Consider the following 13,361-nt stretch of genomic DNA (forward strand, 5'->3'; position numbering starts at 1 on the left):
GCTTTGGTGGGTGAGAAGCGGCTGGAGCGTCTGAGGGGGTGGACGCATCTGCAACTCGCGTCCACTATCGAAAATGTGGTCTTGAATCACCACTCATTCGAAATCGAAGAAGCCACCTCACAAACGCTTCCTGAGTTCGCAGCCGTGCATGCGAGTGGATTTCATACCAAGCCAGAGCATCTTCAGTTGAGCCAGGCTTCGTTCGCAGGACTGATGTCAAATGAACGTCTGAAAATCTACGTCCTTAAAGCTGATGGAAAGGTCGTGGCAGGAGCGTTGATGTACCTGGCCTGCAATGGAGTTGCCTACCTTGGGACGGCTGCCACCCGAAAAAATGCACGAGGCCAAGGCTACCATGGTGCCCTGATATCTCATCGGATAGAGCAAGCAAAAAAACACGGCAGTCTTGTGATCGCCGCAACCGCGCTTCCCAGCTCGCAAAGTCGCCGAAATTTGCAGCGTACAGGGCTAGCGACATCCCACGCTCAAGCGCTATATCGCCTGGTAGATAGCTGAAGTCTGCTCTTGGCCGGTTGCTGCCCGTCACGAACGGCATAAATCGGCCAGAAGCAGCTCTCTAGACCAGACATGTCGCGTCGATTTAGAGAGCAGAGAGTATTGAATAAACTGCCCTAAGGTTTGGAATGAAGTGAGGTGTCGGGCCCGACGCCAACTCACTTGCGACTTGCGTGATAAATTCCCGCGCCCGCTCAAGTGGAAGGCCGATGATTTCATAAGGAAGCCAATCATCATTCATGGCATCCTCGTATGCCTCGATTACATACAGCAAATAGTCGCCTTCAGAGGTATCTCGGAAGGCACTGTACTCCTTTGGAGAACTAAGGCGCGTGCTCAACTCTACTACTTGCGCGGACCCAGGGGCGTCTGGATATTGCCAACGCGGTGACGCTGAAAGCTCTCTTGTTTCAGCGATTAAATGAGCGGTGATTAAGTGACTCCAAATCATAAGCTAGGTAGCCTGCATTGAAGGTACTGGGGAGAGCGATTCGCCGGTTACCACACCAAGATGGGAAATACATCGCGCCGCGTACTTACGACATAAGACTCCAATCCATTTTTCTCAGGACAGATTTTCAAGATCATTTTCGCACTGAAGGTGATGGTTAATACCCCAAAACTATCAATTGAAAAAGCTTCCACATCGAGGTTTAAAAATTCAAAAAACAAAGGGCTTGTAGTAGCGTCTTCCCCATGCCCCCACTTGCACACCTTATTGATATCACTGACGAATGGGCACTGAATTAACACGCTAGCCATATCACCAAAAAGCAGGATCTGCGAACCGATCCCGACAGTTACACCCGTTAGCGCTGAAGGAACCATTTCGGCCAAATCTGAATCACTTATCATCATTCCGTACTCTGGTCACGCCGGTGGATATTGAAGAATCATAGGTCTGAATCGACTCTCATTTTGTAGGAAGATCATATATCTACTTGTTATAGCTTCCACTCATTCTGACCACCAGGTCCTTGCAGAGAAGGCTCGGGCGAGCGTCCGCTTCTGGCCGAGGCTGTGTAAAAACGTTTTTTTGCGCGATAGGCACTCAAAACTTGACTGAAAATCATGCTTCTATGCGAAATTCGCATGTGCTGATAAATTTCAGATTTAACGTAGATGCGCGCACTTCAATTTTGGCTAAGCGTTTTTACACACTCTGGCCCGATAACCGTCTTCCACTCCGGCAATGGCGCGTCCTGTTCTACTTTCCGATCAAACCTCACGCCCTTTAGCTCAAGTGCATTTCGAACACTTTGGCAAGCCGAGCCAGCTTCTCGGCAGATCTGGCAGAGATAGCGAGAGGAGGCTCTTTGATCATGTAGAACAGATGATCGAGTGCGACACCTGCCTCGCCGTGCGCTATGTAGATCCAGAACGATCTCTGCCCCATTCTCAAGACCTGACTGTGCCAGTGGATGACCATCAGGCAAGGGGCCAAGCTGCGCATATTCAGCGGACATCAGTGTAGAGACCTCATCCAGCACTTCGAGGAGGTCTTCACGCAGATCGGGACTTAGCTGATTCATTTCGCCTCTATCCATGTCGTCATATGCTCAGTTTGTACCACCATTTGCCGAAGAGTCGCAGCGCTGACTCCACGGCTGACAGCTTTCGACCAATTGCAGCCCATCGCGATCAGCGGCTGTTGGCCAGAACCAGCTGTTGACTGACTCTGCGACAGGACATCACGAGCCGAATGGTGAAGTTGAATAACGCTATTTCTTTTTACAACCGGCCGAGTGGCCCGCTTAAAGGATTGAAATAGGGGTCAGACCACCATTATTGAAAACGTGGTCTGACCCCAATTCTCTCAATGAGTGGGTAGTGCTCGATGCGACACGGATGCGGGTGGCCGTCGCCCTTGCAAATCCCATCCAGATACCGGTAGTCAATCTGCACCGACTGGCCTTTTCGAGGCCATTGCCGACGCGGGAGGGTGTTCTGGTAATCGGTGGTTTCCGGGGTGAAGGTGACCGTCGAGCCTTGCTGGGGACATTGCGTGGTGGGGGAGGTCGGGGCGACCTTGAGGATTCGCCCCTGCAGCTGTGGATACGGTTGTTTCAAGACGCTGACGATCTGTACGTCCAGCCGGCAAATCTGCCAGCTCGCCGCGTGGACGGGGCTGCACAGGGTGGTGAGCGCAAGGGCCAGCGCTGCGTATGTTTTCATGGGTTAAATGTCCAGATCCTTGGAACAAGCAACCTGGCAAAGCCCTGAACTTCCGTCAGCTTCTGGCTGACTTAGTCCTTGGCGCCGGGTCAGTTGGGGAGTGGTAGCACTATGCCAATTACCCAGCGGCCAATACAAGTCTTATGACTTTAATGTTCCCCTGTGGCGAGGGAGCATGCTCCCGCTGTGAAATAGGGGTCAGACCACCATTATTGAAAACGTGGTCTGACCCCAATTCTCCCAATTCTCCTCTTTTACGGCGACTCATCACTCGAGCAACTCCGTCGCCGTTCACTGGTTCAAGAACCTGATGACAGCACTAGCGAACAGTTCTGGCTGATCAAGCATGATGAAGTGAAAACTGCCGTCAATGCGCCTGAAGCTGATGTTTGGGGTAGAGGCATAGGCGTTACGGAACATTGCATCGACGTGGGCCGCTTCTACGCCGAAAAGCAGATCGTAGGCATAGACGACTTCAACGGGCACCTTGATGCGTCCAAGCTCAGGCCGGAGGTCTGAGACCATCAATTCATACATGGCATCGGCCATAGTCTTTCGGTCCGAGTTTATCCCCGCCGCGATTAGGCCTGGTCTGACCGCTTCAGTTTTAGCGAGACGAGCGATGGAGGCATGTTGCATGGCTTCCGCCTGCTCAGGCGTTGCCGCCAGCATTGCATCACGCATCGCAGCAGCATACGGGGCCGCCGTTTCACTGGTCGCGGAGGGATCAAACAGCAAAGTATAAAAGGGCATCGCATCGACAATCATCAGGCGTCCCACTTGATCGGGATGACGAGCACCTAGCATCAGTGCCACCTCACCACCCAACGAATGACCGATGATGACCGGCGACTCGATGCGCTGGCTGCGGATGTATTCAGCGATCGCCTCGACCGTGGACGCGACTACTCTCCCGTCCGGGTCGGATACAGCAGGCGAGCCAGCAAACCCAGCTACCTGTATAAGATGGAGACGGTGGCTGAGGCGTAATCTGGAGGCCAAATCTGTCCATACTTCGTAGGACGACGCAAATCCTGGAATTAAGATGATATCTGTACCCGAGCCTTGTACCAGCACGGAGATACCACCCTGGTTCACAGTTCCTGACGGCAGGGGTGCAGGCTGGGCTGGCGATGCAGACAACAGCGCCAGCATGGTGCCGATCCCAGCAAGGATCATTCCTGTACGCATTGAGCTCCCCTTTTCGCGCAATGCGTAGTGACATTTACATCGACAGGTAGGCCGCTTAACGGGTTCATAGCCACTCCTTTGACCGAAAAAGTATTGCCACTATACGGAGCCCATCGGCACCAGAAAACTATCCCGGCCTGCAATTTTTGGCGTCCGCTTTGGGGCAAGGCTGCTGCTCACTAGCTACTGTTTTCGACCTGTCGAGGTCATTGATAGCCGAAATAGGGGTCAGACCACCATTATTGAAAGCGTGGTCTGACCCCAATTCTCCTGGCGCCAATGGTTCGAGCTGGAAATTATCAATGGCCTGGCGTTGGCCTAGTGGGAAGAGCAGGGCAGGCCGGAGGACTTCTCAGCCAGCTGGCGCGAGGGCTATCAGCAGGAAGCCCTTGAACTGGTGAATGAGTTGCTGGCTCTGGTCGCTGATCCCTACATCCCTGGATAGAGACCGGGAGGCGGCTGGTAATCCGGGTCCTCGAAGCGACTGTTGTTGTAGTGGGTTTTGGCGGTGGGGCCGACAGGCGAGTAAGTCACCTCCGGATTAGGCGTGAGATGCCATCCCGCGCCCTCCTTGTCGCGCTCGATCAACGAAGGCCTGGCCGTGCAGGTGCCGCTGGAGCCCGACGTCAGGCTGAACTGATAGTAACGCCCGGCCTGCGGCGTGAACTGCACCGTGACAAAACAGGATTGAGTACGCGGCCCCTCCCAGAACAGCCCCACATGGGTTTCGAGGCCGGGCCGCACGCGGGTTTCATAGTAGTCGGACGTCAAGTTCTGCCCGGCTTTGGGCATGCCCTGATCCTGCGTATGGATGAAGGACAGCGGCCCGCTGCGGATGACACCGCCCGAGCGCACACCGTTTTCGTATTGGTAGATATCGGCGTGCTGCGTGAAATTGACGATGCGTACCCAGGCGGGGTTCGGCTCATTGTCGGGGGCGGTGAAGTAATGGGTCTGTGGGAAAAACTGGCAGCCGGTAAACAGCGGCAGGATCAACAGGCAGAGCGTGGGGCGAATCGACATGGCGCGAGTCCTTTGCAGCGTTGTGCTACAGACCGCAAGAAAACAGGTGCATTCCGTAGCCGATGCAAAGTGGGTCAGATCGCGGTTGCACCTGCGATCTCAATTTCAGCAACAACAATTCCCACAGCAAATGGGTTCGTCAGGGTAAATAGGCATCAGGCCACCATTATTGATAACGTGGTCTGATCCCTATTCCCCCCTCACAAAAGGCAGCAATCGGCCAATAGCTGCCTGTCGGAATCGGCTGAAATCGCCCTAAAACGGTCATCTCCGCGTTCCAGTATTATTATGGCGATCTTCGGACTGTTTATAGATAGGTTGATCTATGGCCAGAAGCGTTAGGCTTCAAAAAAAACTGCATACACGGCATCTGATGGAGACAGCTGAACAGGTGGTACTTGATGATAGCCTCGTTCTAAAGCTATGGGCGCTCAATCAAGGTGACAGATTTGATTTGAATTCAGCTTCTCTCAGTTCTGTAGCTGTTCAAAAGTACCGCTTGGAATACGTGATAACGAGAGGCCCTTTTCCTGGGCACTGGCTGTACACAAAATTTGACCCAGAAGAACTTGTGTTATTTTTTACGGCAAAAGACTTTGACTGCATTTGCCATGGCTGGACTCTGTTTGACGACTGACAACCTCAGCTTTAGCTCTCTGAAAGGCAGTTCTAGGTCGAAAATAGCCGTTTCCCAGCGACCTATTTGGGTCGATTACGACCCTTCGTGACGGGCAGAAATCGGCCAACAGCAGTCATTGCAGACGCTGAATCGGACGCTGTAGACGCCTGAAGTGATGAGGGTTCGAATCTCTCCTTCACCGCCACATTATGAAAACGCAAACCCCTGATTTTCCTAGAGAAAGTCGGGGGTTTGTGGTTTCTGTCGCCCAAAAAATAGCCCCATGGGACCACCATGGGACTGGCGCTCTATTCTGGTGCGGAAAGCGGGACCAGTGACCGCGTGAGCGGTTGGGCCATTTCAGCCGGCCGCAGACGACTTAGCATGCGTGTGGCGAAGCGGGCTAGAGCAGAAGTTAGGCAGTCAGATTGCCGACGCAGTGGTTGCGCACGTCAGGTGGGTGGGTTCTTTACAGGCCGCCCATTTCTGAGACTCCGCAATGGTAGAGCCCAATTTCGACCATCAAACGCCGGCTTTCGGTTTGTTTGCTCCAGATGACGCGCAGTTCGATTCGACTCACCTGGCGGTAGATATTGGACCAAAAAAATAGGCTATACTGTATTAATTAACAGTGGTTTTGCACATGGGTACCCGCCCTCAAAGCTCCACTGGGCGCATTGCTCTAGAGCATGCTCCGCCTCCAACCAGGGCTTAACGGCACTACGAAAAATCTAGTCATGATCAATCTGCGCGCTCCGCAGCCTGGTGATGTCTAGCAATAGAATCTTGATATCTGAGTACATATCCGTATGCACGAGAAACTCGATAGAACCGTTGAGATCCGCACATTCAATACAATTTCTGAGATTGAGGCGCTTCCGGGCTTCAAAAAAGAAAACCCAGTATCACCTAAAAATTATAAGCATATTCTTGGAGATTATTTTTTTAGCGATGAGGTGAAGTGCTGTCTTCTGAAAAGCAATGACAAGCTATGCAATGAGGGCCACAAGTGGGGCTTTGTTGCTGTGCTTACAGATAACAGCATTACTCTTGTTGGCAACGATTGCGCCCAGACCAAATTTGACGGTACGTCAAAGCTTAACGCTGACAGAACTAAGTACCTGAATCAGAAGAAATATGAAGAAGGGCTTAAGCGCCTTCGAACACTAGTGGAGCAAAAAGACTCCGCACTCAAGGAAGTTGTTCAAGTAAAGTCGGACTTGGCTACAGTCCAAGCTCGTGTTCATGCTATGCGGGAAAAACTCGGGCCTCAGACCATGAGGCATCTTGAGTCCATCGCCCGCACCGGCGCGTACGCACTGTCAGTAACGGGCGTGACGATAAAGGAATACACAGATAAGAAAGGGAAGATAAAAACTGATCGTCGTACCCAGCGTATGACGCTAGGTACGATAGCTAACACTTCTTTCCTTCTGGTTGAGAGATACCGAGACGTTTTGCAGAACCTCTCGGATGTAAAAAAAGCCTACGATGAAGCAGAGAAAATAGAGAAGAACGTCACCACGCTAAAACTCAATGCTCTCACAAAAAAAATGGATGTCATTGAGTTAGCCAGAAAAAGCGCCCTTCAACTGATCGAGCAAGAGCAAAAGTTTGCGGCCAGCGATTTAAGCCACTTGTGCTACATTACTTCGGATAAAGTAGAGCGATACAAGTCAGCAAAATACGCTTTAGAGCAAGCCAATCAAGATTCCGGAAAAGAAAAAGCAAAGGAATGGTTTGCTGAGCGAGATCGTTTTTTTCGCAATCAGTTGAATGTTACAAAAATAGAAGTTTTGTAAGATGAATATAGAGCGCTGAATGCGAATAACGCCGCTTATGTTCAAAAAGCCCCTACACTTGAAGCCAGTGTGGGGGCTTTTTTTTGCCGGTGAAAACCAGTCCCCCCTGCGCTGGTAGACCAACCCCCACAGCGGTGGTTTTACGCAGTGACCGCTAATTCGATCAGGAAGCGCCTTCCTGGCGTTATCCCTCACCTCAACAATAATGGGTGAAAGAATGAGCGTCGTATTCTCGCGCAATGGTGTCAGCATGCCCGATCTGGTCCGAACCAAACTCGCCAACCACCTGGCACGCCTCGGCCGCGCAGCAGATGTGCATGCCTTGGCACTGGCCCAAGAGCGCGCAGAAGATTTCGTGGAGGGGGTGGAAGCCGCACATGCGCTATCCCCCGCTACGATTGAGGGTTTGTTTATCGCCGTCGAAGATACCGCCGCACGCCGCCGGCGGGAGCTGGCGCCATGAATGGAGAAGCGATCCAGTCAGACACCGTTGTATTATTGTTGAGTTGTTGACATGAGCAACCACCTTTAACAGACAGGGTGGCGCCTCAACGGCAACTGGTGCGAGGGTGTCGGAGCTGTAGCGACGTTCCTTCAATTGAACAGACAAGCAAAAGGCCAGTACACTTGGGAACGTCGAATGGCTGTGGAGCTAGGGAAGAATGGGAAGCGTGACGGAAGTACACTTCGAATTGGCGCGTGACCTGATTGATTACATATCGCCTCTCAACTCTCAGTGGGATGAAGAGCCATACATATTCAGAGGCCAGCCGAGTGACGAATACAAGCTCACACCTTCAATATGTCGGCAAGGTGAGGGAAGTTTCGGCTATGGGTTACCGGGTAGAATGTTCGATAACTCAACGGCTGCTCAGATACATTTTGAGCTTGATGTCATCAAGAAATTTCTAGAAGGTTGTGAAAGGTCGGGGCTGTCAGTGCCGGGATATTCAGAACAAGTTAAGAGCACATTGTTTGCTAACAAATATTTCATTCCTCGATCTTACCTTCCTTGGCCCCCAAAGGAACTCTATGAAATTATGGCAGCAGCACAACATTACGATGTGCCAACTCGCCTCCTAGACTGGACTGACAGAAGCTTTGTAGCTTGCTACTTCGCGGCCTCGTCTGTAAGCCTTGAGATAAACGATAGAAAAATGCCTAGGATCGCTATTTGGGCACTTAGCACAAAGTTTGCTGACAGCTGGAAGACAATTAAGATAATTAGAACACCGGGTGGAACCAGCAGAAACCAAGCCGCTCAATCTGGACTGTTCACTGCTCACACTTTACAGAATGATGACTTTAGCCCATTCCAGACAGAAGCATTAGAAGACGTGGAAGAGATATGTAGCATTGCTAGAAGTGCAAGGCCACTTATCAAGATGACATTACCAGTTGAGCAAGCGCCTGACCTGTTGAAGTTCTGCTCACAACTTGGCGTCGATGCTACAACACTGTTCCCCGGATACCATGGTGCAGCGAAGAACGTAAGAGACTGGGTTAACGTTGGCGTTGGGGTGAGAGCTTCTCAGGCGCTGATAGATGACTACCAGCAGGATGCCTACGACGACTGAGGTGAGGGGACGAATTTTCTAGTGATTGGCATGCAGGCCCCGCTCAACCCAAAGCTGCCTTTCGCGAGGTGTAGCTAACGGCCAAAAGCCGCCGGTCGGGTCAGGCGACTTCCGACCCATAGCTGCCTGTCATAGGAGCGTTCTCATGGCATAGCCTCGTCAGCTAGCGGCTAAGGTGCCATCGCCACTAGGATCGGTCGGTGCGCTTGAGGTGGCATCACCCCGGATTTGGCTTATCCAGTTTCTAGCCTGTTCCAAGTACTCCAGTACACCGAACTGCAGACTTGCCATGAAGCCATCTAGGGCTGACTCATAAAGGATGGTTGAAAGTGGGGCTGCAATTCGCCCCACAATATAAAAAGTTACACTGCTTTGCCCTGTACTAGGTCTAGTGCATCTCTGTATAGAAATGGTACCCAGTAGGTGGGGAGATTTTTTTCATTGCGTGCTTCAAAAAAACCGGCTACCACCAGCTTATCGGCAAGTATCTGAGAGTTTTCTAAAGACTCTTTCCAGATGCGTGACAAGGTTTCAATTTTTTGTTCGGATTTTTCGTTCTTTAGAAGTTCGGTGTATTTTTTTAGATCAGGGTATTCGGCGCACAGTGTCTGTTCGTATCTGACTTTTGATACGGTTGTTAATGAGTCTTTGAAAACAGCACGATCAAAAAGTATTTCATTCTCCGGTTCCGACTTACCTTGTTCAAGTTTTTTTATTTGATTGGAGATTAGGCATTCAAGCATGTGGATGATTTCTCGCGGCGCAGCATATCTGGTACCATCTTGTACTCGCGAAATTATCCAATCAAAGGAATCAGGGTTTTTGCCCGTATCTACTTTGTCAGGAAGTATTCTTTTTATTAATTTCTCTTGTTCGCTTAAATCACTGATTATAGCTTGCTTGTTTATTTTTAAATAGTCGACAAGAGATTGGTTGTTAAGAAGGCGGTTTACAACTAGGTTTAATAGCCCATCACGATCCCATTCAATTGTGTCCGTTTTTATTATATGGCTAGCCTCACGAAACCCTCCGTCCGTAATACGTTCCCAAATATCCTTTCGGACAAAGATTTTTGCTTTAATATTTTCTAGTGGCTTTAGGTCGGCGTATACACGAAATAAAGCGCGTAGTGCAGCCCTTTCCAATTCGGGGGAGGACGAAAAAGAAACGTCTAGCCGGTCGAAAAGAAGCCATATTTTTTTGTTTGAAGCGACGAGACCTTGATTGGCAAAGTTCAGAAGATCATTAACAGGCACACTGGAAAGCTTAGCCTTTTTATCAGCAGGGGCATAGCTGGCTTTTCTTGTTGCCGTGGGCATGCCGGATGAAGCATCAAGCGCTATATTGTATTCGACCTCCGTCGGGTCGGTATCAGCAAAGCTGTTAATGTAATTCTTTGCTCTCGCGAAGAGAGATGCCAGTGTGAATGTCTTCGGTAGAAGCCCTGCGGTCTCCAGAGCAACGATTAGTGTGGTTGCAACGTCGGTTGCAATGTTGTTTTCCCGAAGCTCAGCAGAAATCAACTGAAGGATATAAAGTTTCCATATGTACGTAAGGTCTGTCTCGTTGTCGGTGTCGTCGTCAATTAAACCTTGGTACGCGGATGCTCCTAAGGGGTTCTCTGCGGCGACCAAAAAAATGTTTTTAACTAGAAAGTCGTTGGCATTATTTGTTAGTAGTGAGTATAAGGCGCTTTTTCCTGTTCCCTTTGCGCCGTAAATAATATCAATTTCTCCCTTGGCTAGTGCGTTCCATTGCGCTGTCTTTACAAAGTAGTTGGCTAGTTCATTTTTTTCATCCTCGGCAACACGATGGCCGACTCGTATGGAACTAAGTAAAGATTTTTTGCTCAATGTGCCATTCCTCATGAGTATATAGGTTCCCCTCAGCGTTAAAGTCATGGAGATCGTAAGCTGTAGGTTCCAAAGGGTTTTAATTTCTCAAGTGTTATTAGAGTTTTAGCCCGGTTGAAGTATCGAATTTCGCGGTATATCGGAATGCTGAGCTACCTGATGCCGCGTTGGTAATGCTCTCCCGAGGAATATTTAGGATAGCCTCTGCGAATCTTTGAGATTCGATATTTGCTACATCTACAGCGTGCTTAATGAACAAATTGCTATTGCCCATTTGCCCTGCTTGGTAAACTTTTTCTTTAATGACATCTCTTAGAAGCTGCTTCGCAGGTCCTTGATTTCGCAAGTGCTTAGGCACTGCGTATCTCACGGAAACACAGGGAATCCCGTCTACTTGGCCGTTTATCACACAAGATACAAATGCTATGACTGATTGATAGTCTTGAGTGAGGCGTACGTACGTTAAACGGATCGTTCCAAGTGATGGTTCGTCGATATGACTGAACAAATTGTCAAAATTTCGGACTGGACCTGTGTCCAAGATCCCAGCTTGCAACGCTTTTTGAAATGAAACCATCCCCTCGTGAGGGTCTGCCATCTGCATATCGAAGGTCCTTCTCGGTGGTGGTAGCTCATCCGAAGTGGTTATTCACTACTAACACCAGCGTAGGTGTCAACAGGGTACGTAACGAGAAAATCAAATGCTAAGGGTGGCATGTGACTGTTCCACGTGTTGGACTACTGACTGTCGAGGCAAACTCCTTGGGAAAATTGTGACGCGATGGATAGCGAAGGGTGTCCAGATGCCCGTGGCAGGCAGGTCATCAAGGCTAGGAAAAATTGCTGCTAAGAAAAAACGCAAGGCACACGGATGAGGCAGGCTGGAGTGTAGAAATAGGCGGCTACGTCCAGCTCATCATCGGAAAGCGAAGTTTCAATAAACTTATATTGCCCATCATCAGGATTGCCGGACGCGATCCTGAAATGGCATTGAGGAGGCTTGGTCGACACTCGACGCATTCAGCTTATCCATCGAGCGGCTAATGTCCGCTGCTGGCGGGTTGCTGCCCCTTTGCGACAGGCAGCAATCGAACAACAGTAGAAGGAGACCGATTTAATCAAATAGATCGATCCCCTTTTTTACTCAAGATACCGGCCGCTTTCCGCTTGGCGCGGAATCCGCCAACTACGAGCGCAAGCTTATTTTAGTTGCGAAACCCTTGAAAGATAAGCGATAGAAGGGCTGGTGGCCCGTACGGCCTGCCGTTTTTCAGCACGTGAGTCCAGCATGTGCGCCAGGCTTGAGTAAGCAACTCCACTTAATGCTCCCGTAAGCACGCCCATTGGCCCCCCGAGGAGGTACTCATAAAGAAGTGCTGCCGAAGTACCGGTTGCAAATGTGAGGCCAAGCCCTTTAACCAAGTTCGGCCAAAGTTTGTCGCGAGCAGCGCCGATAGCTGCTTGGTACTCTCTGACTTCTTTTGAAATTTCTATACTCAACGCTATTTGGCTACGGGATAATTCAGCATAGGAAGTCGTATTGGATATCTGTGTAAGGCGGGCGGTCAATTCATTGACGAGTGCGGCACGATCACCACGCGTGTTCTCGCGGAAGCGAAGAATTTTATCAAAACTCGCGGATTCAAGTGCCTGATGCGGCATGAGTGATTCAAGAAGTTTTACCGCGGTACTGGTTGCTGATTGGGACAATTGGGTGGAAACTGGATCCGTCCACTCGCTATCGGGCGTTAAAGCACGGGTTGCCTTGCGCAACAATAGTCTGTGATGCAACTCGCTGTCAGTAATGGGAGACAGCCCGAGATCCGCCGCGGCCGCCAAATGAAAATTCAAGGTTGCTGCGGAGCCCGCCGCGTATGACAAGGTCCACGCGTAATGGTCGTCGGCCTCGTTAATAAGATGTTTTCTTGCTGTGTCGGTACCCAAGAAATGGCGAAATTCCATCGGGATTTTCTGTGCAAACATCTGCCAAGTCGGCTGTTGTGTATCGGCTTGTCTCTGGTGTGGCAGGCCGAACACAGATGGATTACTTGCCATTTTGCACCACAGCGGATCCTCAAGATCACTGATGGCCGCAAGCGACGTCTCTGGTCTCTTAAAAGCAGCAAGGCTTTGCGGATCGACGAAGGATAGCGCCCCTTCCTGCTCTAGAGTTTTGAGGTCATGCTCCAAAATCCGATATTTAGAAAACCGTGGATCCTCATTAGTTTCAAGGTTCCGAAACAATCCGGCGCGCCACTTCGCGTCTTTGACGGGTTCCAGAAAAGTCACACTGTCGAATACCAGCATCAATTGTTTCAGCGCACAGCTGTCCATGCAGCGTGAAAAAGGATAATAGAGTCCCTGTAGTAACGTGTTGTCGCCGCTCATAGTCCATTATCCCTTATGGTATTAATTGGCAATCATATCAACCAATACATGTAATACGTAAAACTTCCCTCATTTTCTGAGCATCGCGAGATACCCCTATTGGCCGATAGCAACCTGGCAGACAGAGCTGCGATCGACCCAAAGCGGACATTTGACAGAAATGTAAGCGGTAACGAATTTTTCACTGTGGCTCCAATTCTGACCATAAACAACTGCG

Annotated in this window: 11 protein-coding genes; 4 read left to right on the top strand and 7 right to left on the bottom strand. The window is 50.2% G+C overall.

Annotated elements, in window-relative coordinates; all coding sequences use genetic code 11:
- Positions 1 to 516 (top strand): GNAT family N-acetyltransferase (locus AO064_RS07090; protein WP_244159496.1); only part of this gene is annotated, 516 nt, incomplete at its 5' end.
- A 498-nt stretch (positions 517 to 1,014) separates the two neighbouring features.
- Here the strand turns inward: AO064_RS07090 and AO064_RS07095 are convergent.
- The 4 genes from AO064_RS07095 to AO064_RS07115 form a co-directional block, all read right to left on the bottom strand.
- The gene (locus AO064_RS07095; protein ID WP_244159497.1) at positions 1,015 to 1,374 is read right to left on the bottom strand and encodes a hypothetical protein; all 360 of its coding nucleotides are present in this window, start codon (positions 1,372 to 1,374) and stop codon (positions 1,015 to 1,017) included.
- Positions 1,375 to 2,301: 927 nt separating this feature from the next.
- A complete protein-coding gene (locus tag AO064_RS07105; protein WP_064052831.1) occupies positions 2,302 to 2,691 on the bottom strand; it encodes a hypothetical protein in 390 nt (129 codons plus the stop codon).
- 291 nt (positions 2,692 to 2,982) lie between these two features.
- Entirely contained in the window at positions 2,983 to 3,882 is a 900-nt protein-coding gene (locus tag AO064_RS07110; RefSeq protein ID WP_064052832.1) for an alpha/beta fold hydrolase, read from the bottom strand.
- Positions 3,883 to 4,311: 429 nt separating this feature from the next.
- Entirely contained in the window at positions 4,312 to 4,905 is a 594-nt protein-coding gene (locus AO064_RS07115; protein WP_064052833.1) for a hypothetical protein, read from the bottom strand.
- Positions 4,906 to 6,333: 1,428 nt separating this feature from the next.
- On the opposite strand from AO064_RS07115, the gene AO064_RS07120 reads away from it, so the two are divergent.
- The 3 genes from AO064_RS07120 (at position 6,334) to AO064_RS07130 (ending at position 8,903) form a co-directional block, all read left to right on the top strand.
- Positions 6,334 to 7,326, top strand: coding sequence for a hypothetical protein (locus AO064_RS07120; protein WP_064052834.1), 993 nt, complete (start codon positions 6,334 to 6,336; stop codon positions 7,324 to 7,326).
- Positions 7,327 to 7,543: 217 nt separating this feature from the next.
- Positions 7,544 to 7,789 carry a hypothetical protein gene (locus AO064_RS07125; RefSeq protein WP_064052835.1) on the top strand — a complete coding sequence of 82 codons (246 nt, stop codon included), beginning with the start codon at positions 7,544 to 7,546 and terminating at the stop codon, positions 7,787 to 7,789.
- Between the two features lie 199 nt (positions 7,790 to 7,988).
- Positions 7,989 to 8,903, top strand: a complete 915-nt coding sequence (locus tag AO064_RS07130) for an FRG domain-containing protein (RefSeq protein WP_082893890.1) — start codon at positions 7,989 to 7,991, stop codon at positions 8,901 to 8,903.
- 362 nt (positions 8,904 to 9,265) lie between these two features.
- On the opposite strand, the gene AO064_RS07135 is transcribed toward AO064_RS07130, so the two are convergent.
- From AO064_RS07135 to AO064_RS07145, 3 genes are all read right to left on the bottom strand, one after another.
- Entirely contained in the window at positions 9,266 to 10,756 is a 1,491-nt protein-coding gene (locus AO064_RS07135; protein WP_064052867.1) for a P-loop ATPase, Sll1717 family, read from the bottom strand.
- A gap of 97 nt (positions 10,757 to 10,853) precedes the next feature.
- Positions 10,854 to 11,360, bottom strand: coding sequence for a hypothetical protein (locus AO064_RS07140; protein ID WP_064052836.1), 507 nt, complete (start codon positions 11,358 to 11,360; stop codon positions 10,854 to 10,856).
- A gap of 596 nt (positions 11,361 to 11,956) precedes the next feature.
- Complete coding sequence (locus AO064_RS07145; protein WP_064052837.1) at positions 11,957 to 13,144, bottom strand: hypothetical protein; 1,188 nt, start codon at positions 13,142 to 13,144, stop codon at positions 11,957 to 11,959.
- Positions 13,145 to 13,361 lie beyond the last annotated feature (217 nt).

Origin of the sequence: Pseudomonas marginalis, assembly GCF_001645105.1 — a bacterium.
In the GTDB taxonomy this organism is placed as follows: Bacteria; Pseudomonadota; Gammaproteobacteria; order Pseudomonadales; family Pseudomonadaceae; genus Aquipseudomonas; species Aquipseudomonas petroselini.